The sequence below is a fragment of the Streptomyces sp. C10-9-1 genome, assembly GCF_024497955.1.
Taxonomy (GTDB): domain Bacteria; phylum Actinomycetota; class Actinomycetes; order Streptomycetales; family Streptomycetaceae; genus Streptomyces; species Streptomyces sanyensis.
This window is the reverse complement of the sequence record NZ_JANHKP010000004.1, coordinates 208,462-229,812: the sequence shown is the minus strand read 5'-3', so window position 1 is coordinate 229,812 and position 21,351 is coordinate 208,462. Positions and strand designations below refer to the sequence as shown.

Below are 21,351 nucleotides of genomic sequence, written 5' to 3'. Positions count from 1 at the left end.
TGCTCCAGACCCCCCGATCCGCACCTCCCGGAGGCTGCACATGCGCTCCCGCAGACCGATGCTCGCGGCACTCACCACCGCCGCGCTCGCCGCAGGCGCCCTCGCCGGCTTCGCCGGCCTCGGCACCGCCCAGGCGTCCGACACCGCCTCCGCGGCCGCGTCCGACGGCGGGGTCAGGATCGCCTACTACGACCAGTGGAGCATCTACGGCAACGCCTTCTACCCCAAGCACCTGGACACCCGGGGTATCGCGGGCAAGCTGGACGTCATCAACTACTCGTTCGGGAACATCCACCCGACCGACCTGACGTGCTTCATGGCCAACAAGGCCGCGGGTGACGACAACAACCCCAGCGCCGGTGACGGCGCGGGCGACTCCTACGCGGACTACCAGCGCTCCTTCAGCGCCGCCGACAGCGTCGACGGCGTGGCCGACAGGTGGGACCAGCCCATCGTGGGCGTCTTCAACCAGTTCAAGGAGCTGAAGGCGAAGTACCCCCACCTGAAGATCAACATCTCGCTGGGCGGCTGGACGTACTCCAAGTACTTCCACGACGCGGCCAAGACCGACGCGAGCCGCAAGAAGCTGGTCTCCTCCTGCATCAAGCAGTACATCCAGGGCGACCTGCCGGTCGAGGGCGGCTTCGGCGGCCCGGGCACCGCCGCGGGCATCTTCGACGGCATCGACATCGACTGGGAGTACCCGGGCTCCTCCGGCGGCCACCTCGGCAACCACTACGGTCCCGAGGACAAGCAGAACTTCACGCTGCTGCTCGCCGAGTTCCGCAAGCAGCTCGACGCGTACGGCGCGGCCCACGGCGGCAAGCAGTACCTGCTGACCGCGGCCCTCCCGGCCGGCCAGGACAAGATCAGGTACCTGGAGACCGACAAGATCGGTGCGTACCTGGACTACGCGAACATCATGACGTACGACATGCACGGCGCCTGGGACGGCGACGGGCCCGCGTACCACCAGTCGCCGCTGTACTCGCCGGCCTCCGACCCGACCGACCCGATCGCCCCGGGGACCGGGAAGTACTCCGTCGACAACGCCATCGACGCCTACATCGACGGCGACGCGGCCTACGGGATCACCGGCGGCTTCCCCGCGGGCAAGCTGACCCTCGGCTACGAGTTCTACTACCGCGGCTGGAAGGGCGTGCCCGCCGCGGACAACGGCCTCGCCGGCACCGCGACCGGCGCCTCGGCGGCCCGCCCGCTGAGCCGCCAGGCCGGCATCGCGCACTACAAGGAGCTGGGCGGCATCGTCGACAACCCGGCGACCACCTTCTGGGACGACGAGGCCAAGGCCGCGTACTTCTACAAGGACGGCGAGTTCTTCACCGGCCTCGACAAGAGGGCGATCCAGGCCCGTGCCGACTACGCCCGCCAGCGCGGCCTCGGCGGCGCGATGATGTACTCCCTGCTCGGCCTGGACGAGAACACCACGCTCCTGAACGAGATCGTGGCCGCGACCGGCGGCACCACCCAGCCCCCGGTGACCACCCCGCCCACGACCACGCCGCCGACCACCACGCCGCCCACCACGACCCCGCCGACCAGCCCGCCCCCGTCCGGCGGCTGCACGGCCGAGGCGTGGGCGCAGGCCACCGCCTACAGCGGCAGCGCCCAGGTCTCCCACAACGGCCGCACCTGGAAGGCCAAGTGGTGGACGCAGGGCGAGGAGCCGGGGACCACGGGTGAGTGGGGCGTCTGGCAGGACCTGGGAGCCTGCTGACCCGCCACCCCTCCGCCCCCCACAGGCCGCCGCCCCCGCTCGGTATCCAACCCGGACGGGGGCGGCCGGCGTCTCCGGGGGTGCCGGCCCGCCCGGGCCGTTGCCCGCGCCGGTGCCGACTCGTGTCAGCCCGCGGCCGCGGTGTGCCGGGGGAGCGCGGTGAGCATCTCGTGGATCCGCTCCGGCGCCACCGCCCGCGAGTACAGCCACCCCTGGCCGGTGTCGCAGCCGATCCGGCGCAGCCGGGAGGCCTGGCCCGAGGTCTCCACGCACTCCGCGGTGACCGTCAGGCCCAGCCGGTGGGCGAGCTCCACCAGCGCCTCGACGATGGTCTCGTCGGCCGGGTTGGCATGGGCCTCGTCCTGGAAGCCGCGGACGAAGGACCCGTCGAGCTTCAGGGCGGAGACCGGCAGGCGGCTCAGGTAGGCCAGGTTCGAGTAGCCGGTGCCGAAGTCGTCGATCGCGATGCGCACGCCCATGGCGCTCAGCGCCTGGAGCGCCTGGAGCGGGCGGCCCGCCGACCCCATCACGGCGGACTCGGTCAGCTCCAGCTGGAGGAGCCGGGGCGGCAGACCGGTCTCCGCCAGGATCTCCGCGATGTCCGCCACCAGGTCCGAGTCCCAGACCTGCCGCACGGCCACGTTGACCGAGACGAACAGCGGCTCCACCTCCGGATGGTCGAGCTGCCAGCGGCGCGCCTGGCGGCAGGCCGTGTGCAGGACCCACCGCCCGAGCTGCACGATCGAGCCGTCCTCCTCGGCGATCGCGACGAACCGATTCGGCGTCAGCGTGCCGAAACGGGGATGGTTCCAGCGCACCAGCGCCTCCACCCCGTGGGTCACGCCGTCCGCGAGGCCGACCAGCGGCTGGTACTCCAGGGCGAACTCCCCGCGCTCCACCGCGGGGCGCAGGGTGGAGGCCAGCGCCTGCCGGGTCATCCGGGTGGCGTTGCGCTCCGGGTCGAACAGGGTCCAGCGCGACCTGCCGTCCTCCTTGGCCCAGTAGAGCGTGGTGTCCGCCGCCTGCATCAGCCCCGTGGCGCTGGTCCCGGCGGCCGCGCGCTCCACGACACCGATCGACGCCGACACGGACAGCCGCTGGCCCGCCAGGTCGAAGGGGCGCTGGAGCGCGGCGAGCACGGAGCGGGCGAGGTCGGCGAGCTGCTCGGTGCCGGTGGAGTCCTCGACCAGCAGGGCGAACTCGTCCCCGCCCAGGCGCGCCACGAGATGGCCGCCCTGTTCGGCGCAGGCGTTCAGCCGTGCCCCGACGGCCGCCAGCAGCCGGTCGCCGACCCGGTGGCCGAGGGTGTCGTTGACCGCCTTGAACCCGTCCAGGTCCAGGTAGCACAGGCCGATCCGCCCGGTGGCCCCGTGGTCGTAGGGGGTCGACTCCAGGGCCGCGGTCAGCCGCTCGAAGAACAGGGCGCGGTTGGGCAGCCGGGTCACGGGGTCGTGCAGCTGGAGGTGGCGCAGCCGGGCGTGGAGCTCCCGGCGGTCGCTGATGTCGCAGACGGACAGCAGCACGTCGCCGGTGTCGGGCACCGGGGTGACGGTGACCTCGGCCCACAGGGTCCGCCCGTCGGCGTGCTTCAACCGCCGTGTGCAGCGGAAGCGGGAGCGGCTGCCGCGCAGCACCTCCCGGTACGCGTGCCAGGTGCGGGCGTCGGACGCCAGGTCGACGAGGTCGGCCGCGCAGCGTCCGCGCAGCTCGCCGGGGCGGCTGCCCAGCAGGGTGGCGAGGGCGTCGTTGGCGCGGATGACCAGCCCCTCGGGATCGACGACGGCCATGGCGAGCTGGGCCGCGTTGAAGGCGGCGCGGTAGTCGCACAGCTCGGCGAAGCTCTGGCCCGGATCGTAACCGTGGGTGATGATATGACGGCCGCCCTGCGGAACTCCGATGCCCGGGGGCTCCTGTCCTTCGGGGATACCGCTCACCGCTCACTCCCGCATGCAGCGCGTCGTCCAGGGTCGTACGCATCCGGTCGGCGGTGGGCCGGCCGGGGCGTTCGGTGCAGAAATCCCGGTGGATGTCGGGGAAAGTGTGCCGATCATAGAGGCTGCCGCGCGGGCCGTTCCAGCGTCGCCCAGGGGGGCGAAGGCGCCCCGTGATCATGGTCGATCGTTTCTGCGCGGGTCATGACCGGGGTCGGATGCGGCTCGATCGAATGTGACGTTGCGTGAGTCGTCGGAGTGTCGCGGCGATCCGGCGGGGCCCCCGGCACCCGGGCGGACCGCTCACCCGTGTGGTGCACTGGAACAGGCCAAGTCCGTACGAACCGGCACAGGGTGGGTGAGGCATCCCGCAATCCCGAGCCGGAGGTCCACGTGGAGGGTCAGCAGCCGCCCCGGGGAACACCCGGGAGAGTGGAACGGGTGCGCCCCCGCAGCGCCGCCGCGGCCCTCACCTCCCTGATGGCGTTCACCGCGACCTCCCTCGTGGCGGGCCCGGCGGTGGCCGCCGTGCCCGCCGGACCCTGCGCCCTGCCCCGCACCGCCGCCCACCACTCGCTCGGGCTGGACACCTGGAACGCCGCCTACCCCAGGCCCGCCTCCTCGCTGGAGGCGGTCATGGTCTTCCTGTCCTTCCCCGACTCCGCGCCCCTGACCGCCCCCGCCGACCTGGTGGCGGACCACTTCCCGGCCACCGCCGACTTCTTCCACCGCGCCTCCTACGGGGCCTTCGAGCTGCGCACCAGCGCGCTCACCGAATGGATCCCGATGCCCCGGGACTCGGTGTTCTACGACATACGGCGCGACTGGGCCCCGGACCGGCGCAGCGCCTACCTGAGGGACGCCCTCGCGGCCGTCGACCCGGCCGTCGACTTCTCCCGCTACGACGTCGTCTACCTGGTCGCCGACCCCGACGCCCCCGGCGTCGACTCCGACGCCACCAAGGTCGTCAACTTCGACCGCCCGCTCACCGTCGACGGCACGGAGGTCCGGCGGGTGGTCACCGTCTTCGAGCGGCACCCCCCGGACCGCAACGTCCTCGCCCACGAGACCGGCCACGTCTTCGACCTGCCCGACCTCTACCACCGGCCCATGGACGGCAACGGGGACTGGGACACCCACGTGGGCGACTGGGACGTCATGGGCAGCCAGTTCGGCCTCGCCCCCGACCTCTTCGGCTGGCACAAGTGGAAGCTCGGCTGGCTCGGCCCCGCGGAGGTGCGCTGCGTCAACGGCGGCGGCGCGGCCCGTGTGGCGGCCGGGCCGCCGGGCCGCCGGGGGGAGATCGTCACCCTGGAGCCGCTCGCCGCCGCGCCCGTGCCCGGCGGCAGCGTCGGAGGGAGGCTCGCGGTGGTCCGCACCGGTCCCGACAGCGTGCTCGCCGTCGAGGCGCGTGCCGCGGTGGGCAACGACGCCGACACCTGCACCGAGGGTGTGCTGCTCTACCGGGTGCGCGGCGACGAGGCGTCCGGCGGGGGGCCCGTCGAGGTGATCGACACCCACCCCGAGACCGAGGCGTGCGCGGACCGGTCGGTCTACCCGCCGCTCGCGGACGCGCCCCTGCGGGAGGGGGAGACCTTCACCACCCGGGACCCGGACGGCGGGCGCACCCGCGTGGAGGTGATGGACCGCACCGCCACGGGGGCCTGGACGATCAGGATCACGACCGAGTGACCGGCCGGGGCCACGCCGGAACGCCGGAAGGCCCCTCGCTCTCACGAGGGGCCTTCCGGTGTCTGTGCGCCGCCAGGGACTCGAACCCCGGACCCGCTGATTAAGAGTCAGCTGCTCTAACCAACTGAGCTAGCGGCGCCTGCTGACGTCGTAGACCTTAGCACCCGGATCCGCGGGAGGAGAAATCGATACCCGCACGTCGTGCCGGGCGTCCGCGCGGGCCGCGCGGACGCAGGCCCACAGCAGGACCTCGGGGCCGGGGAGCCACGGGGTGCGGGTGTCCGGCGCGACCAGCCAGCGGGGTGCTCCCGGGGTCTCGGCGGGCGCCGGCGGCGGCACCGTCACCGCGTCGCCCGGACCGTGGCAGATCAGGGGCGGCACGCTCCGCCCCCAGGTGCCCCCCGACCGCGTCGGGGGCTCGCCGGTCCAGCGCAGCAGGGCCCGCAGCCGCTGGGCGGTGCCGGGGGCGGCGAAGAGCATCGTCCGGCCGCGGTGCACGGCCACCGGACCCGACCCCGGCCCCTCGTCCCACAGCCGGTCGAGCATCCGCCGCCCGAAGGTGCCGGGGGCGTTCACCACGTCGAACACCGTGCCGCAGGGGAGGACCGCCGGTGCCGAGGGGCGGCTCTCCCAGAACGCCAGCACCGTCCGGGGGAACGCCTCGGCGGAGGCGAGCCAGGCCGCACCCGGGGGAGTGACCTCGGCGGCTGCACCGGCGTCGGCCCCGTGCGGCGGGGCGACGGTGCCGGTGGCGCAGGTTCCGGTCCCCGTGCCGGCGGTGGCGGTGCCCGGGTCTCGCAGCCATGTCGTCATGTCCACCAGGTGTACCCCGGGTAACCGGGGGATTCCGGAGAGTTCCCGGAAAAGGGGGTGTGGGCGCCCGGAAAGGGGTACAGTGCCGCGCCACGTGTGGCTGGCATATGCGAAAGCGTGGCCGCGGGCCGGTCAGCCCGGCTGGGCGAGCAGCTCCCGGCCGAACTCGATCATCTTCCGGGCATAGTCCTCGGTCCAGCCCGCCCGCGCACCGATGTCGCCCGGCGTCAGCCGGTCGAACCGGCGCGGGTCGGCGAGCTGGGCCGCGGCCATCGCCTGGTACTCCACCGCCCGGTCCGAGGCGGCGCGGAAGGCCAGCGTCAGCTCGGTGGAGCGGACGAGCAGCTCGTGCGGGTCCTCCATGGACTCCAGGTCGAAGAAGTGCTCCGGATCGGCGGCCGCCTCCGACGGCTCGAAGAGCAGCGGGGCCGGCCGCATCCTGCGCTCGGTCGTCCGCTCCGGTTCCGCCATGTCCGTACTCCTCCTCGTCCCCGGCCCGGAGGCCCGGACCGCGTCCTCCATTGTCCCGCGCCGTGCAAGGGCGCCTCACGGGCGCCAGGACACCCGGTGCTCCGCCAGGTGCGCCAGGACCGCGTGGTTGGCCTCCCAGCCGTCCGGGAACTTCAGCGAGACCCCCAGCTGCACCGGCTCCGTCGACGGATGCTCGTCGAGGAGGCCGGACACCCCGGCCCGGCACACCACGATGCAGGCGTGCCGGTGCCGGGAGGCCAGCACGCACAGGCGGCCCGTCTCCAGGTGGAACGCCGTGGCGTCCGGCCGCCCGGAGAGGGGGTGGAACACCACCGTCACGTCGTACTCGCGGCCCTGGAGGCGGTTGGCCGTGTCCACCGTGACACCGGTGACCCCCAGGCCCCCCAGCGCCGCGCGCACCGCCGCCGCCTGGTCCCGGTGGGCCGTACCCACCGCGATGCGGTCGGCCGTCAGCGGCACCGGGTCCCCGGATCGCTCCGACACGGTGGACCCGCCCCGGTCCAGCAGCCGCCGCACCACCATGGCGACCGCCGCGACCGCCTCGGGGTCGGTGCGCGGCGTGAGCCGCGCCGGCAGCTCCAGCAGCCCCCACCCGGACCGCGCCGCCTCGTCCAGCACCCGGTCGGGTCCCGAGGAGTCGGAGGGCACCCCGAAGGCAAGCCGCCGCTCGCCCGGCCCCGTCCCGCTGCGGAAGGGCGTGTAGGGGTAGAAGGCCTCGGACACCAGCGGCGCCGCCGAGGCGGGCAGCCGCCAGGACACGGGCAGCCGGTGCTGCGGCAGCTCGGGGTTGTGCGCGAGCAGCGTGGAGACCGCGCTGGCCGAGGGGTCGTACGCCAGCCCCGCCCACTGGTCCGCCCCGACGACGGAGAACGGGTCCAGCTGACCCGGGTCGCCGACGAACAGCGCCCGATCGAACAGGCCCGCCACGGCCAGCAGCGCATCCGAGCGCATCTGGTACGCCTCGTCGACGATCGCGTGCCCCCACGGCTCGACACCCTGCACGTGCGCCCACTTGGCCGCGGTCGACACGACCACGTCCATCCCGGCCAGGTCGCCCGCCCTGGCCGAGGTGCGGACGTTGTCCAGGGCGTCCAGCGCCCGGTCGTAGGGGTCGGAGTCGCTGGAGTGCAGCCGGCCCAGGGGCAGCGCCGGCTCCTTCTCCGCGAGCCGCAGCACCAGGTCGTCCACCTGCGCGTTGGTCTGCGCCACCACCATCAGCGGCCGCCCGGCCGCGGCCAGTTCGAGCGCGGCGCGCACGACCAGGGTGGACTTTCCCGCGCCGGGGGGCGAGTCCACGACCACCCCGCGCGCCCGGCCGTGGAGGGTGTCGCCGAGGATCTCCGCGGTGGCCCGGGCCGCCGCCGCGGCCGGGTCGAAGGCCTCCGCGTCCTCGGCACGGCGGGACACGGCGTACTCGGCGGTCACAGCAGGTCCTCCGGGGTCACGGCATCGGGGCTCTCGGCGTCGGTCCGCGGCGGTCCGCCGTGGGTCCACGGCGTCTCCTCGGGGTCGGGGAGCTGCGGCCCGCCGCGCTGGTCGTGCGCGAACAGCGTCCAGGAGATCCGGTCGCCCTTCTCCGGTACGCTCCCCGCCGCGGGCTCCCGGGCCCGGCCCATCCGGTCCAGCACCCGCAGCACCAGCGTCCCGTCCTCCTCGACGCCGACCACCTCGGCGGTCTGCGGTCTGCCGTCCAGCGAGCGGTAGGCCCTGGTCCGCTCCTCTAGGTGGGGCCGGTCGTCGGTGCGCAGCCGGACCAGCGGCCGGGGGCTCGGGCGCTTCGAGTCCGACCAGGCCATCTCCACGTCCAGCACCTCGCCGGCGAACGCCTCGCCCGACAGCCTGAACCCCGCCATCACCAGCGGGTCGTCCAGTGCCTCCTGGGCGTCGAGCTGGGCCTGCGCGGTCTCCCGCGCGGCCAGCTTCCGCGCCGCGGTGACCGCGTCGTCGTGCCGCGGCTGCGGGGGCTCGCCCGCCCGCACCCGGTCCCGGTGGGTGGTGAAGGACCAGCGGTCCCGCGTCCAGCGGTCGGCGACCCGGGAGCCCTCGGGCAGGGCCCGCAGCAGCTCCAGCGCCCGCCACACCGCCCTCCAGGTGGGCAGCAGCTGCCCCGCGACCAGCCGGCGCACCTCCTGCTCGGCGCGGTGCAGTTCACCGAGGAGGTCGTCGGCGCTGGCCCCGTCCTCCGCGGCCTGAAGCCCCCGCCGGGCCCGGTCGAAGCGCTCCATCGCGGGCGCGAGGAGACGGTTGTCGAAGGCCGGGTCGGTCGCCGGACCCGCCGGAGGGCACAGCAGCTGCCCCTCCTCGTCCCGGGCGGTCTCCGCCCGCAGCGCGGCCTCGGCACCCGGAACGCCGCCGACCGGGTCGACCCAGGCCAGCAGGGCACCGAGGTGCTGGTCCTCCAGCGAGGACTGGCCGGTCCCCCAGTGCTGGTTCAGCAGGTCGGTCGCGGCCGCCAGCAGCGAGGAGCCGGGGACCCGGGCACGCTCCCCGTAGTGGGTGAACCAGCGCCCCAGCAGCGGGACCCGGGGCGGGGCCGGGTAGGGGTTCTCCGGGTCCTCGTCGGCCGTGCGGCGGAAGCGCATCGAGCGCCCCAGCAGCCTCACGTACTCGACGCCGGCCCGGCTCGGCACGATCACCTGCGGGGCGTCCGCGCACAGCTCGACCTCGACCTTCACGCGCTTCCCGGACTCCGGGTCCGTCTCGGAGCGCTCGGCGGGCTCGACCCGCTCCGCGTAGCGCTCCAGGTGCGGCAGGAACACCTCGGCCAGCTCGGCGAGGAACTGCGCCCGCAGGTCTCGGTCGCGGGGCTGGGCCACCACCAGCAGCCCCGGCTCCCCGGGATCGGTGCCGACCAGGGCCCCCAGCGGCGCGCCCGCCTCGCCCGCGGTGGTCAGCGGGACGAACACGAGCGGCCGGTCGGACAGATGGCGGTGGCGCACCGTGGTCAGCGGCTGTGCCCGGCCCGACTCGACCGCCTCCAACCGGGCGAGGGTGGAGATCAGCGACATGCCGCCCCCTCCGCCTCCCGTGCCCCCCGGGCGGCGGGGACCCCGGCCGAGGCCAGGGCCTCGGAGCGGAGCGCGGCCGCGCGGCGCAGCGCGGCGACCGCCGGGTCGTCCGGCTCTCCTGCCTCGCCGCGGGAGGCGGCCAGCACCTCCCCGACGGTGCTCAGCCCCCCCAGCTCGCCGCGCACCGAGCGCCCCAGCGCCTCCACCGCCCCGGCCAGCCGGGCCCGGTCGCGGCAGTGGAACGCCAGCTCGCAGGCGGCCAGGCACTCGGGGGCGTAGGCGTGCGGAACCTGCTCCACGGCCTCGCACAGCTGCTCCGCGGAGCGGCCGTCGAGGTCGAAGGTCAGGCCCTCGGGCAGCGCCGCGGCGATGTCCTCGACGCGGGTGAGCCGGGCCAGCTGCCGCCGGGTGACGGACAGCTGCTTGCGCACGTCCACGGCGGAGGCGGTGGGCAGGTTGGTGAAGTCCTTCGGGCACACGAGCAGCACGCGGTGGGCGACCGAGGCCCCCGGCACCGCCCCGGCGACCCGCTCCAGGGCCAGTACGTAGACGGCGGCCTGCCGGGCCGCGGCCCCCACCTTGGCGGCGTCCGCCGAGGCGTCGATCATCGGGAACGACTTGATCTCCACCACCGTCCACCGGCCGTCGGGGTGCACCACCACGGCGTCGGGCTCCAGGTAGGCGGGGGAGCCCGCCACCCGGAGCGCCAGCATCGGGTGGTCGAGCAGGCTGACGGCCCCCGCCCCGGTGGCCTCCCGCAGCGCCAGCGCCGTACGGGCCGCGCGGCCCTCGGGGCCCGAGGCGCCGAGCTCCGGGAGGCGGACCTCGCCCGCCTCCTCCAGCCCCAGCAGGCGCAGCAGCTCCCGGCCGCCGTCGGCCTTGACCCGGGCCTCGAAGGCGTTCCCCCGCATGAAGGCGAACTGCGACTGGCCGTACCCGGAGGGGGAGCCGAGCGCCGCGGCGAGCGCCGACTTGTCCACCCCCGCGCCGTCGAGCAGGGCGCGGCGACGGCAGCCGGGGTTGGCGGCGAGTGCCGCGAGCGCCCGGGCATCCAGGGGGTGCGGCTGCGCGGACGGCCCGCGCAGCTCGGCGAGCCGTTGCCTGAGTGGTGTCGTCGGCGCCTGCGGGGGAGGTGCGCTCTCCGGGGATTCGCTCACCCGCGGAAGTCTCGCATCCGCCACCGACATCGCGGGCGGGAACGGCACGGGGAGCCGTCGGCGGCGGCGCCCGTGCCGGGCCGGTCGTGCGGGCCGCCGGCCCGGACGGGGCGCCGGAGGGCGTCCGCCGAGCCGCCTGCGGGTGAGGTGCGGGATGATGGAACGGAACGCTCCCGTGAACCACGGGGCCGGTACCGGCCCCGGCCGGGCGGCCGTTCACGGGGTGCGCGCGGCCGCGCACCCGGCACATCGGACGTCTCACCAGGAGAGCCCCTCATGGCACCGCGGATACTGCTCGCCCGGCACGGCCAGACCGAGTGGTCGCTGAGCGGCAGGCACACCGGCCGTACGGACATCCCGCTGCTGGAGGAGGGGCGGCGCGGCGCGAAGCTGCTGGGCGAGCGGCTGCACCGCGCTCCCTGGTCGGGCCTGGAGGGGGTCGAGGTGCGCACCAGCCCGCTGGTGCGCGCCAGCGAGACCTGCGCACTCGCCGGGTTCGGGGAGCGGGCGCAGCCCTGGGACGCGCTGATGGAGGTCGACTACGGCGCCTACGAGGGGCTCACGCCGGCGGAGATCCACGCCGAACAGCCGGGCTGGGTGCTGTGGAAGGACGGCGTCCCCGGCGGGGAGACGCTGGCCCGGGTCTCGGCGCGCGCGGACGAGGTCGTGCGGTGGGCGCGCTCGGCCGAACGCGACGTGCTGGTCTTCGCCCACGGCCACATCCTGCGGTCCATCTGCGCCCGCTGGCTGGGCGAGGACGTCTCCTTCGGTTCGCGGATGCGCCTCGACCCCACCAGCCTGTCGGTGCTGTCCTGGGCCTACGGCGAGCCCGCCGTGGAGCGCTGGAACGACACCGCCCACCTGGAGCTCTGACCGGACCGCCCCGCGGCGCGGTCGCCGGGGACGCGCGCCGGCGACCGGGCGAGGAGGTCAGGCGCGGCGGGCGGAGGTCCCCTCGTACCGGTCCAGGAACCCGGCCACCTCGGGCACCGAGCGGTGCGAGCGCAGCACGGAGGCCGTGTCGGCCAGCATCCCGCTGATGCGCGCCGACCGGACGTCCCCCAGCAGCACCAGCACCTGCTCGCCCGCGGCGGCCGCCTCGTCGGGCGCCCCGGCCCGGGCCAGATCGGCGGCGAGTTCGGCCCGGTAGAGCGCGAGGTTCCTGGTGAAGCGGTGGTCCTGCAGGGCGGCGGCACGCCGGGCGTGCCGCGCCGCCCGCGGCCACTGCCCCAGGGCCGCCCAGCACTGCGCCTGCAGCGCCTCCGCCTCGGGCTCGGCGAAGAACGACATCCACTCCGGGTCGCGGGCACCGGCCCCCCGGGCGAAGTGGTCGTGGGCGCGGCCGAGCGCCTGCTCGCAGCCCGCGCGGTCCCCCAGCCCCGCCCAGCCGCCCGCCTCGCGCAGCGCCAGCAGCGACAGCAGCCGGGCGGAGCCCACCCGCCGGGCCGCCTGCTGGCCCGCCTGCGCGGTGCGTACGGCCTCCCGGTGGCGCCCGGCGTCCCGCGCCAGGAACGAGGTGTTGCAGAAGGCGTGCGCCTCCAGCGCCGGGTCCCCGGCCACCCGGGCGGTGGCCAGCGCCTCGGCGTAGTGCGAGCGCGCGTCCTCGAAGCGGCCCGAGTCGTGGGCCAGCCAGCCCACCGAGAGGGCGAGTTCGCCCGCACCCGCGTGCAGCCGGTCGGTCACGGCGGACCGGGTGGCGGTCCCGGAGTCCAGCAGGGCGTAGGCGGCGTGCAGCGGCTGGGCGGCGCGTGCGTAGAGCCCGTCCGCGCCGTGCCGGTCGTCCAGCAGCCGGATGCGGCGCACCGCGTCCTCGACGGCCCGGACCTCGCCCTCACCGACGCGGCGGCGGCGCTGGGCGGGCACCGAGTCGCCTCCGAACCCGAAGGAGGCGGCCGCCACCGTGGCGGACCCGCCGGTCATGAACGCGCGACGCAGCACGTCGCTCTCCTCGTCGATCTCGCTGTCGGTGCGGCACCGGCCGCCGGCTGTGGTGCAGGGGCAGCACGGCGGGGGAACTCCCGCGGGGCCGGTCCCGGCCCCCGGGTCCGGCGGGGCGCCCCCCGGGCGCCCCCGCCCCCGGACCTCCTCCCGGGCGGCGAACCCGAGGTCGGCCAGGGAGCGGCCGGGGAACATGTGCAGGAACACGCGCTCGTAGGCGTAGTTGGGGCAGCGGATCTCCCCGGACTCCACCCGCCCGATGTAGCGGGCGTCGCACGACACCTGCTCCCCGATCTCGCGCGCGGCCCGACGGACCGCCGTGGCGAACTCGCCCGGCGAGCGGCTTCCGCGCAGCCGGCGGAAGACGAGATTGGGATGCGCGGGACGGGCCCGTGATGCCCGAGACGACGCCATGGCCGTGCCCTCTCCTGGTGCAGCCGTGTTCCGGCGGGCAAGAACGTACCTGCTGTGGTCGGGGGCTCACACGGGGTTTGACTGCAAAAGGGACATCTCGCCGGTGATCTGCCATGAACCGCCACTCTTTGCGGCGGCGTGCCGCCGTAGCCCTTGACGCCCGGCGGCGTTGAACCACCCGGAGGCCCGCACGGCGCCTCTTCGGGAAGGACTCGCGAGGAGGGGATCCTCTTGGTGGAGCTCGGCACGGAGACCGGCGCGACGCCCCCTGCCGCGGCGGGCCACCGCTCCGCGGCGGACGGCGCCCGCCCCCACGGGCCGGTCGCGCCCCCGCCGTGCGACCTGGTGACCGTGCCGGCCCGCCAGGGGCTGGAGGCGGTCGACATCCTGCGCCGCGGCGGCGACGCACCCGGGGTGGGGCCGGTCCTGCACGACGGCACGTGCGACACCCTCGGCTTCCTCGTCCCGCCGGGCACGGCCGACTGCTGGGACGTGCCGGGCAGCGCCTGCACCCGGACCTCCGGCCGGGGCCTGCGCCTGGCGGACGCACCGTCCCCGGCTCCCTTCGTCCCCGGCTCGGGATGGCTGCTGCCCCCGGAGGACGCGGCCGGGGTGCCGCTGACGGACCCGGCGGTACTGCGGGCCGCGCTCGGGGAGGCGGCCCGGCTGATCGAGGCGGCGGACAACTGCCGCTGAGCGGCAGGCCGGCGCCCGGCTCCCGGGCCCCCCGCCGGCGGCGGGCGGTGCCCCGGAGATAATGGGGCCGTGGGACGGCGCAGGCACAGGGAGCGGGACGGCGGCGTGTTCGTCGAGCGGGTCGACGGCGGCGTCGCCGAGCTGGTGGCCGACCCCGACCGGCCCCGCGCCTGGACCCTGCTGATCGACGGCGCCCCGCAGTCGCACGTCGACCTGGACGACCCCGCCCACCTCTCCTTCGCCTACCAGCGCCGCCTCGGCCACCTGGTCGACCTCGCCGCACCGCCCGGACGGCCCGTGCACGTCCTGCACCTCGGCGGCGGGGCCTTCACCCTCGCCCGGTACACCGCCGCCACCCGCCCCCGCTCCACACAGCAGGTCGTGGAGGTGGACGCCGCCCTGGTGCGCCTGGTGCGCGAGCGGCTGCCGCTCGATCCGGGTGCGCGGATCCGGGTCCGTTCCGCCGACGCCCGCGCGGCACTGGCCAAGGTGCCCGGGGGCTGGGCGGACCTCGTGGTCGCCGACGTCTTCGGGGACGCCCGCACCCCGGCGCACCTGACCAGCACCGAGTTCCTCGGCGAGGTGGCGCGCGTGCTGCGGCCCGGCGGACGCTACGCGGCCAACGTCGCCGACGGCCCCCCGCTCGCCCATCTGCGCGGCCAGATCGCCACCGCCGCCGCCGTCTTCCCGGAGCTGGCGCTCGCCGCCGACCCCGCGGTCCTGCGCGGTCGCCGCTTCGGCAACGCCGTGCTCGTCGCCTCCGACGCCCCCCTGCCCGTCGCCGAGTTCACCCGGCGGGTGGCGGGCGACCCCTTCGCCGGACGGGTGGAGCACGGGCGGTCCCTCGCCGACTTCAGCGGCGGGGCGGCCCCGGTCGCGGACTCCGCCGCCACCGACTCCCCGGCGCCGCCGGCCGACGTCTTCGGCTGAAGGATGGACCGGCGCGCCTCACCGCTCGTCGAACTGGACCATCGGCGGGTGGTCGTGCCAGGTGCAGAAGACCGACACCTCCCGCCCGTCCCGGGTGAACGTGACCCGGATCCACGTGGGCTGGGTCCACACCTGCATCTGCCACCCCGCCTCCGGGGTCGCCGACACCAGGTCGGCCGAGTTCGCGCCGATGTCGAAGACCACCCGGCCGCCTTCGATGGTGTAGCCCCGTACATCGCCCGCGGCGTCCTGGCGGGCGGGGGAGGGCGAGGGCGCCGGCTCCGCCGGGACGCTGCTCGCCGGGGAGGCCGGGGATGCCGGGGACGCCGGCCCGCTCGGCCTGCCCGGCGACGGGGTGGGCGACGGGGTGGGCGACACCGGGGGCGGCCGCCGCGTGGACGTCGCCTCCGGCGGGCGGGGCGGCGACGGGGTCGCCGCCTGCGCGGTGATCGGCAGGGCGCGCGGACGGTCGTACGCGGTGCCGGCCATGACCGAGTGGACGCCCCACCAGGACAGCGTCACCGCCGCGCCGGTGGACAGCGACCACGCCAGGGCGTGTACGAGTCCTCTGCTCACCGGCTCATGGTGCATCATGCGGCCCCCCGCTGTCCCGGCTCCCGGGGTTCACCTCCCCGCAGGACCCGCATCCTCCGGATGGCGTACGGTGCGGCCCATGGCAAGTGTGCTCGTGGTCGAGGACGACCAGTTCGTGCGCTCCGCTCTCATCAGGCACCTCACCGAGGCATCCCACACCGTACGGAGCGTCGGAACGGCCCTGGAGGCACTGCGGGAGGTCGCCCACCACCGTTTCGACCTGGTCGTCCTGGACCTCGGACTGCCCGACCTGGACGGCGCCGAGGCACTGAAGATGCTCCGCGGCATCACCGACGTCCCTGTGATCATCGCCACCGCCCGCGACGACGAGACGGAGATCGTCCGGCTGCTGAACGACGGCGCGGACGACTACCTCACCAAGCCCTTCTCGGTGGAGCACCTGTCCGCGCGGATGTCGGCCGTGCTGCGCCGGGCCCGCGCCCGGGGCGCCGCGCAGCCTCCGGGCCGGCTCCTGCGCGTCGGCGGCCTGGCCGTCGACCCGCTGCGCCGCCAGGCCGAACTGGACGGCCGCCCCATCGATCTGACCCGGCGCGAGTTCGACCTGCTCGCCTTCCTCGCCGGACGCCCGGGTGTGGTGGTCCCGCGCAGGGAACTGCTCGCCGAGGTGTGGCAGCAGAGCTACGGCGACGACCAGACCATCGACGTCCACCTCAGCTGGCTGCGCCGGAAGCTCGGCGAGACCGCCGCCCGGCCGCGGTACCTGCACACCCTGCGCGGCGTCGGGGTGAAGCTGGAACCGCCCCCCGACGCCCGGGCCCACCTGCCGGCGGACGTCGCCCAGCCGCCCCCGGGCGGCGCGGACGGCGGTCCGCGGCGATGAGATGGGCCCTGGTCAAGGTGTCGCTCGCGGTCACCGTGATGGTCGTGCTCGCCTTCGCGCTCCCGCTGGGCATCGTCGTGAAGGAGATGGCCCGGGACCGGGCGTTCTCCAACGCCGAGCGCCAGGCGGCCACCATCGCCCCGACGCTCACCGTCACCACCGAGCGCCGGATGCTCGACCGGGCCGTCGAGTCCACCCCGGCCGGGGCCGACGGGCGGATGGCCGTGCACATCCCGTCCACCGGTGAACTCGGCGTCGTCCCACTGGAGATCGGCATCCGGCGGGCCGCCGTACGCGACATCGCCACCGTGCGGCGCATCGGCCGGGCCTCCATCACCGAGGTCTCCGGCGGCTTCGCCCTGCTGGCCCCGACCGCGATCGGCGCCGGGCGGATCGCGGTGGTCGAGATCTTCGTCCCCGAGGGCGAGGTCTCCAACGGCGTGGACACCGCCTGGCTCGTCCTCGCCGGTGTCGGCACGGCGCTCGTCCTCGGCTCCGTCGCGGTGGCCGACCGGCTCGGCCTGCGGATGGTGCAGCCGGCCCGCCGCCTCGCGGGCGCCGCCAAGGAACTGGGGGAGGGGCGGCTCGGGGCGCGGGTGCCGGAGGAGGGCCCGCCCGAACTCCACTCCGCGGCCGTCGCGTTCAACTCCATGGCCGACCAGGTGGTGCAACTGCTGGCCAACGAGCGGGAACTGGCCGCCGACCTGTCGCACCGGCTGCGCACCCCGCTGACCGTGCTGCGCCTGAACGCGGCCTCGCTCGGCGACAGCGCCGCGGCCGAGCAGACCCGCGAGGCGGTGGCCCAGCTGGAACGCGAGGTCGACACCATCATCCGCACCGCCCGGGAGGCCAAGCCGCAGACCTCCGCCGCGGGGCCGGGGGCCGGCTGCGACGCCAGCGAGGTGGTGCGCGAGCGCATGGGGTTCTGGTCGGCCCTCGCCGAGGACGAGGGGCGCACGGTGCGCGTCGCCGGGGTGGAGCGCCCCGTGCGCATCCCCGTCGCCCGCCCCGAACTGGCCGCGGCCCTGGACGCCCTGCTGGGCAACGTCTTCCGGCACACGGCGGAGGGGACGGCGTTCTCCGTGGACGTCCACAGCACCGAGGAGGCGGTCATCGTCCTGGTCTCCGACGCGGGTCCCGGCATCAGCGACCCCGCGGCCGCCCTGGCCCGCGGCAACAGCGGGGCCCGGGAGGGCTCGACCGGGCTGGGCCTGGACATCGTCCGCCGGGTCGCCGAGGGAACGGGGGGCGATGTGCGCATCGGCCGCTCCGTGCTCGGCGGCACCGAGGTACGCGTCTGGATCGGCCGCGGCACCGGCGCCCGCACCCGGGGCGAGGGCCGCCGCACCCGGCGGGGCGCCGGGCGGGGGCGCCGGCGGACCGCGGAGGTCTGAACCGGCGGGCGGGCCGGCGGGGCGGCTCCCGGGCGGCCGTCCTGCCGCTTGCGCGAAGGACTCCGGTGCCCGGCTGGCGGAGCCGCCCAGTGTCCGGGGGTACGCTCACCCGGGCGGTGGCCTGGAGGCGAGGGGCCTCGTGGGTGCCACGTACAACTCCGGGGGAGGCTGACGCTGATGCGGCGACGGCACGGCGCCACAGCGGCGCGGAGCGCGGCGGCGGCCGGCCTGCTCCTCGTGGCCGCCTGCGGGACCTCCGGTCCCGAGGCGCGCGACCGGGCGCCGGCCGGCCGCGTGGCCGACCCGCCCGCGTCGGCGTCCCCGACCTGTGAGATCAGCGAGGAGAAGGAGCCCGTCGGCGCCCGCTTCTCGGCGCTCGGCGAGGTGCTGTCCACGCGGTGGTGCGCCTTCGCCCTGGGAACCGGCACGGGCCGGGTCCCCGGTCCCACCGACACCCGGGTCGTGGGGTACTTCGAGACCAGCGCCTCGGCCGTCGAGGCACTGCTCGGCCGGAGCGGCTGGACGTTCGAGGAGACCCGGCCGACCGGGCTGCCGGACGCCGTCGCGCGGGCGGCGGGTATCACGCCCTCGTCGACGACGACCTGGGTGACCAGCCCTGAGCTGGACGGGTCGGTCACCCGGGACCTCTACACGGGGAGTTTCTACCTCGACGAGGAGGCCAACCGGATCCTGTTCGACACGGTGAACCCCGTCGACCCCGAGGACGGGGTCGTGGTGGTCGGCGGCTGAGGCCGCCGTCCGGCGCGTACCCGTGACGGAACACGCGAGAGGAGTCCCCGCCCGGTGACGGGTGGGATCCCTGCTGCCGGCCCCGTCCGGGCGTGCCCCTGTGCGCCGTCGACGCCGTCCGCCGAGGCCGTCGCGCTCCCCGTGGGGAGAGGGGGCCCGGCCCCGCGCACCTCGATGACGCGCCACGTTCGACCCGCTCCGATGGCCGGCTCAAGCGCTGTCGACGGAGCCCGGGCGCCGCCCCTGACGGTGCCCGGGGCCGGTGCCGGGCCGCCGGCGTGCTCTGCCCCACCCCCGGTCCCGCACCCGGAGGCAGGGCCATGAGGCGCAGCACCACCCACCGGCGCACGGTGCGCCCGGTGCCCGAGGGCCTGACCCGGTCCGGTGCCGACCGGCCGGCCGAGGCGAAGCGGCAGGGCGTGCGGGGCGGCCCGGTGAACACCACGGCCATGGACTGCGGACCGGTGTGCGGCGGGGACGTGGGCGGCTGCGCGATCCGGGCGGCCGCAGCCGTCCGTGCCCGGATCGGGGGCGTGCCCGGGCTCTCGGGCGCCGGGGCGTGGCGCACGGTCGCCGTGACCTGGTGATCGGTGTGAACGACGCGGTGAGCGAGGTCTTCAGCGTCCAGGACGCCGCGGAGCCGGTGGACTTCGCCCGTGCCGAGGGCCTCGGCGGGCCGCCGGTGTGCGCCTGAGCCCGCCGGGCGTGTTCGGGGGGTGCCCCGGGTGTTCCCGACAGCCGGAAAACGATCAAGGGCCGACCTGTCTTCCCAGGTCGGCCCTTGATCCTTCAGGGTGAGTGACGGGACTCGAACCCGCGGCATCCTGGACCACAACCAGGTGCTCTACCAGCTGAGCTACACCCACCATGACCGGTCGTTCTCCCGACCGGCCGAGAAAAAGTGTACAGGGTCCCGGAGGGTGCTCGCGCCACCCTTTTCCCGGCGTGCTCCCGGTCGCCCGGAGGCCCGTCCGCGCCCCGCTCCGCCCGCGGCCGCGGGCGGAGCGGGGCGCGGATCAGGAGGGCTCGGCCGGCAGGACGTGCCGGGCGGCGATGGTGCGGGCCGTCTCGCTGTCCGGGCCCGGCTGGGGGACGAAGACCGCCTCCCGGTAGTAGCGCAGCTCCGCGATGGACTCGCGGATGTCCGCGAGGGCCCGGTGGTTGCCGGACTTCTCCGGGCTGTTGAAGTAGGCCCGCGGGTACCAGCGGCGCGCCAGCTCCTTGACCGAGGAGACGTCGACGATCCGGTAGTGGAGATGCCCTTCCAGGGCGGGCATGTCCCGGGCGAGGAAGCCCCGGTCGGTGCCGACCGAGTTCCCGCACAGCGGTGCCTTGCCGGGCTCCTTGACGTGCTCGCGGACATAGGCGAGGACCCGGGCCTCGGCGTCCTGGAGTGTGGTGCCGTCCGCGAGTTCGTCGAGCAGCCCGGAGGAGGTGTGCATCTGGCGCACCACCTCGGGCATCGTCTCCAGGGCCCCGTCCGGTGGGCGGATCACGATGTCCACGCCGTCGCCGAGCACGTTCAGTTCCGAGTCGGTGACCAGTGCGGCCACCTCGATGAGTGCGTCGTCCGCCAGCGAGAGCCCGGTCATCTCGCAGTCGATCCACACCATGCGATCGTTCATGCGCCCTACCTTATGGGGCGGGACGGGTGCGGGCCCGGGGTCCTGTGCACCCCGGGCCCGCACCCGTTCGCGTCCTACGGCAGACCGCGCTGCCCGGGCAGGCCGACCCGGGCGTAGACCTCGGGTCCGCCGCGGCCCGGCTCCGGAGCGCCCGGCATGCCGGGCCCTCCGCGCCGTCCCACCGCCTGGGCCTGCACCGGCACGGCCGTGTCGGCCAGGGGCGCGGGCCCCGGGTCGCCCTGCGGCCGGCGTGCCCGGTAGGCCGCCCGGTAGGCCGCCGGGGACGAGCCCAGCTGCCGCCGGAAGTGGCCGCGCAGGGCCACCGGCGAGCGGAAGCCGCACCGGCCCGCGACCTCGTCGACGGAGTAGTCGGAGGTCTCCAGCAGGCGCTGCGCCTGCAGCACGCGCTGGGTGATCAGCCACTGCAGCGGTGCCGAGCCCGTCAGCGAGCGGAAGCGGCGGTCGAACGTCCGGCGGCTCATGTACGCGCGGGCCGCCAGCGTCTCCACGTCGAACTGCTCGTGGAGGTGCTCCAGCGCCCAGGAGACCACCTCGGCCAGCGGGTCGGAGCCGATCTCCTCGGGCAGGGACCGGTCGAGGTACCGCTCCTGCCCGCCGCTGCGGCGGGGCGGTACGACGAGCCTGCGGGCCAGTGCGCCGGCAGCCTCGGTGCCGTGGTCGGTGCGCACGATGTGCAGGCAGAGGTCGATCCCGGCGGCCGTGCCCGCCGAGGTGAGGACGTCGCCGTCGTCGACGAAGAGCTCCCGCGGGTCCACGTGGACCGACGGGTAGCGCTTGGCGAGCGTCGGCGCGTACATCCAGTGCGTGGTCGCCGGGCGGCCGTCGAGCAGCCCGGCCGCGGCCAGCACGAACGCGCCGGTGCACAGCCCGACGATCCGGGCGCCCTCCTCGTGCGCCCTGCGCAGGGCCTCCAGCGCCTCGGGCGGTGGCGGCGAGGTGATCGACCGCCAGGCCGGGACCACCACGGTGCCCGCCCTGCTGATCGCCTCCAGGCCGTACGGCGTGGACAGTTCCAGGCCCCCCGTGGTCCTCAGGGGGCCGTCCTCGCCACCGCAGACCAGCAGGCGGTAGCGCGGCACTCCGGCGTCCTGGCGGTCGATCCCGAACACCGAGAGCGGAATGGAACTCTCGAATATAGGGCCGCCGCTGAACAGCAGCACAGCAACGACTTCCCGGCGCCGGCGGCCGGAGAGCTTCCGTGCTGCCTCCGGTGCGGCGGAGTCCTGACTCATGACGCTAAGCCCCCCTCGAAGTGCGCGTCTCCCCGTTCGTTTCGGGCCTTTCGCTCCTGCACGTTTCCCCTCGGTTCTGCACGAG

The 21,351-nt window shown here is 75.5% G+C and carries 19 protein-coding genes and 2 tRNA genes; 9 read left to right on the top strand and 12 right to left on the bottom strand.

The features are described 5' to 3' along the window. Window positions 1-58: 58 nt before the first annotated feature. Entirely contained in the window at window positions 59-1,738 is a 1,680-nt protein-coding gene (locus NPS70_RS07460) for a glycosyl hydrolase family 18 protein (RefSeq protein WP_374211959.1), read from the top strand. A gap of 125 nt (window positions 1,739-1,863) precedes the next feature. Here the strand turns inward: NPS70_RS07460 and NPS70_RS07455 are convergent, their stop codons facing one another. Beyond that, on the bottom strand, window positions 1,864-3,672 hold the full coding sequence (locus NPS70_RS07455; protein ID WP_374211951.1) for a putative bifunctional diguanylate cyclase/phosphodiesterase: 1,809 nt from the start codon (window positions 3,670-3,672) through the stop codon (window positions 1,864-1,866). 390 nt (window positions 3,673-4,062) lie between these two features. Here NPS70_RS07455 and NPS70_RS07450 point away from each other — a divergent pair, with 390 nt between their 5' ends. Next, complete coding sequence (locus tag NPS70_RS07450; protein WP_374211958.1) at window positions 4,063-5,361, top strand: M6 family metalloprotease domain-containing protein; 1,299 nt, start codon at window positions 4,063-4,065, stop codon at window positions 5,359-5,361. Between the two features lie 65 nt (window positions 5,362-5,426). On the opposite strand, the gene NPS70_RS07445 is transcribed toward NPS70_RS07450, so the two are convergent. From NPS70_RS07445 to NPS70_RS07420, 6 genes are all read right to left on the bottom strand, one after another. Then, window positions 5,427-5,500: transfer RNA gene (locus NPS70_RS07445), tRNA-Lys, on the bottom strand. Then, window positions 5,491-6,174, bottom strand: coding sequence for a bifunctional DNA primase/polymerase (locus NPS70_RS07440; RefSeq protein WP_256523259.1), 684 nt, complete (start codon window positions 6,172-6,174; stop codon window positions 5,491-5,493). The genes NPS70_RS07445 and NPS70_RS07440 overlap by 10 nt, the downstream gene beginning before the upstream one ends. A 132-nt stretch (window positions 6,175-6,306) precedes the next feature. Beyond that, a complete protein-coding gene (locus tag NPS70_RS07435) occupies window positions 6,307-6,645 on the bottom strand; it encodes a hypothetical protein (protein WP_256523258.1) in 339 nt (112 codons plus the stop codon). Window positions 6,646-6,720: 75 nt separating this feature from the next. Next, entirely contained in the window at window positions 6,721-8,091 is a 1,371-nt protein-coding gene (locus tag NPS70_RS07430) for an AAA domain-containing protein (protein ID WP_256523257.1), read from the bottom strand. Next, the gene (locus tag NPS70_RS07425; RefSeq protein WP_256523256.1) at window positions 8,088-9,674 is read right to left on the bottom strand and encodes a hypothetical protein; all 1,587 of its coding nucleotides are present in this window, start codon (window positions 9,672-9,674) and stop codon (window positions 8,088-8,090) included. Before NPS70_RS07425 ends, NPS70_RS07430 begins: the two co-directional genes overlap by 4 nt. Then, window positions 9,665-10,831, bottom strand: a complete 1,167-nt coding sequence (locus tag NPS70_RS07420) for a hypothetical protein (RefSeq protein ID WP_256523255.1) — start codon at window positions 10,829-10,831, stop codon at window positions 9,665-9,667. The genes NPS70_RS07425 and NPS70_RS07420 overlap by 10 nt, the downstream gene beginning before the upstream one ends. Window positions 10,832-11,107: 276 nt before the next feature. Here NPS70_RS07420 and NPS70_RS07415 point away from each other — a divergent pair, with 276 nt between their 5' ends. Then, window positions 11,108-11,704 (top strand): histidine phosphatase family protein, encoded by a 597-nt coding sequence (locus NPS70_RS07415; RefSeq protein WP_256523254.1) that lies wholly within the window; start codon window positions 11,108-11,110, stop codon window positions 11,702-11,704. Window positions 11,705-11,761: 57 nt separating this feature from the next. Here NPS70_RS07415 and NPS70_RS07410 read toward each other — a convergent pair whose 3' ends face one another. Continuing rightward, window positions 11,762-13,183 (bottom strand): tetratricopeptide repeat protein, encoded by a 1,422-nt coding sequence (locus tag NPS70_RS07410; protein ID WP_256523253.1) that lies wholly within the window; start codon window positions 13,181-13,183, stop codon window positions 11,762-11,764. Between the two features lie 231 nt (window positions 13,184-13,414). Between NPS70_RS07410 and NPS70_RS07405 the strand changes: the two genes are divergently transcribed. Next, on the top strand, window positions 13,415-13,879 hold the full coding sequence (locus NPS70_RS07405; RefSeq protein WP_256523252.1) for a hypothetical protein: 465 nt from the start codon (window positions 13,415-13,417) through the stop codon (window positions 13,877-13,879). Window positions 13,880-13,948: 69 nt separating this feature from the next. Then, window positions 13,949-14,809 (top strand): fused MFS/spermidine synthase, encoded by an 861-nt coding sequence (locus tag NPS70_RS07400; protein WP_256523251.1) that lies wholly within the window; start codon window positions 13,949-13,951, stop codon window positions 14,807-14,809. An 18-nt stretch (window positions 14,810-14,827) separates the two neighbouring features. On the opposite strand, the gene NPS70_RS07395 is transcribed toward NPS70_RS07400, so the two are convergent. Next, window positions 14,828-15,403, bottom strand: a complete 576-nt coding sequence (locus NPS70_RS07395; RefSeq protein ID WP_256523250.1) for a hypothetical protein — start codon at window positions 15,401-15,403, stop codon at window positions 14,828-14,830. Between the two features lie 79 nt (window positions 15,404-15,482). Here NPS70_RS07395 and NPS70_RS07390 point away from each other — a divergent pair, with 79 nt between their 5' ends. From NPS70_RS07390 to NPS70_RS07375, 4 genes are all read left to right on the top strand, one after another. Next, window positions 15,483-16,244 carry a response regulator transcription factor gene (locus NPS70_RS07390; protein ID WP_256523249.1) on the top strand — a complete coding sequence of 254 codons (762 nt, stop codon included), beginning with the start codon at window positions 15,483-15,485 and terminating at the stop codon, window positions 16,242-16,244. Then, window positions 16,241-17,638, top strand: coding sequence for a HAMP domain-containing sensor histidine kinase (locus NPS70_RS07385; protein ID WP_256523248.1), 1,398 nt, complete (start codon window positions 16,241-16,243; stop codon window positions 17,636-17,638). The genes NPS70_RS07390 and NPS70_RS07385 overlap by 4 nt, the downstream gene beginning before the upstream one ends. A gap of 177 nt (window positions 17,639-17,815) precedes the next feature. Further along, complete coding sequence (locus tag NPS70_RS07380) at window positions 17,816-18,388, top strand: hypothetical protein (protein WP_256523247.1); 573 nt, start codon at window positions 17,816-17,818, stop codon at window positions 18,386-18,388. A gap of 320 nt (window positions 18,389-18,708) precedes the next feature. Then, window positions 18,709-18,975, top strand: a complete 267-nt coding sequence (locus NPS70_RS07375) for a hypothetical protein (protein WP_256523246.1) — start codon at window positions 18,709-18,711, stop codon at window positions 18,973-18,975. Between the two features lie 206 nt (window positions 18,976-19,181). Here the strand turns inward: NPS70_RS07375 and NPS70_RS07370 are convergent. The 3 genes from NPS70_RS07370 to NPS70_RS07360 all read right to left on the bottom strand — a co-directional run bounded on the left by NPS70_RS07370 (window position 19,182) and on the right by NPS70_RS07360 (window position 21,266). After that, a tRNA-His gene (locus NPS70_RS07370) sits at window positions 19,182-19,254 on the bottom strand. Between the two features lie 150 nt (window positions 19,255-19,404). Then, window positions 19,405-20,013 (bottom strand): oligoribonuclease, encoded by a 609-nt coding sequence (gene orn / locus NPS70_RS07365; RefSeq protein ID WP_256523245.1) that lies wholly within the window; start codon window positions 20,011-20,013, stop codon window positions 19,405-19,407. Window positions 20,014-20,087: 74 nt separating this feature from the next. Beyond that, window positions 20,088-21,266, bottom strand: a complete 1,179-nt coding sequence (locus NPS70_RS07360; protein WP_256523244.1) for a helix-turn-helix domain-containing protein — start codon at window positions 21,264-21,266, stop codon at window positions 20,088-20,090. Window positions 21,267-21,351 lie beyond the last annotated feature (85 nt).

Coding starts and splice junctions, on each gene's coding strand:
- NPS70_RS07390 (WP_256523249.1), top strand. CDS start 15,483: ATGGCAAGTGTGCTCGTGGTCGAGGACGACCAGTTCGTGCGCTCCGCT.
- NPS70_RS07460 (WP_374211959.1), top strand. CDS start 59: ATGCTCGCGGCACTCACCACCGCCGCGCTCGCCGCAGGCGCCCTCGCC.
- NPS70_RS07435 (WP_256523258.1), bottom strand. CDS start 6,645: ATGGCGGAACCGGAGCGGACGACCGAGCGCAGGATGCGGCCGGCCCCG.
- NPS70_RS07360 (WP_256523244.1), bottom strand. CDS start 21,266: ATGAGTCAGGACTCCGCCGCACCGGAGGCAGCACGGAAGCTCTCCGGC.
- NPS70_RS07410 (WP_256523253.1), bottom strand. CDS start 13,183: ATGGCGTCGTCTCGGGCATCACGGGCCCGTCCCGCGCATCCCAATCTC.
- NPS70_RS07425 (WP_256523256.1), bottom strand. CDS start 9,674: ATGTCGCTGATCTCCACCCTCGCCCGGTTGGAGGCGGTCGAGTCGGGC.
- NPS70_RS07385 (WP_256523248.1), top strand. CDS start 16,241: ATGAGATGGGCCCTGGTCAAGGTGTCGCTCGCGGTCACCGTGATGGTC.
- orn (WP_256523245.1), bottom strand. CDS start 20,013: ATGAACGATCGCATGGTGTGGATCGACTGCGAGATGACCGGGCTCTCG.
- NPS70_RS07440 (WP_256523259.1), bottom strand. CDS start 6,174: ATGACGACATGGCTGCGAGACCCGGGCACCGCCACCGCCGGCACGGGG.
- NPS70_RS07395 (WP_256523250.1), bottom strand. CDS start 15,403: ATGATGCACCATGAGCCGGTGAGCAGAGGACTCGTACACGCCCTGGCG.
- NPS70_RS07380 (WP_256523247.1), top strand. CDS start 17,816: ATGCGGCGACGGCACGGCGCCACAGCGGCGCGGAGCGCGGCGGCGGCC.
- NPS70_RS07415 (WP_256523254.1), top strand. CDS start 11,108: ATGGCACCGCGGATACTGCTCGCCCGGCACGGCCAGACCGAGTGGTCG.
- NPS70_RS07375 (WP_256523246.1), top strand. CDS start 18,709: ATGAGGCGCAGCACCACCCACCGGCGCACGGTGCGCCCGGTGCCCGAG.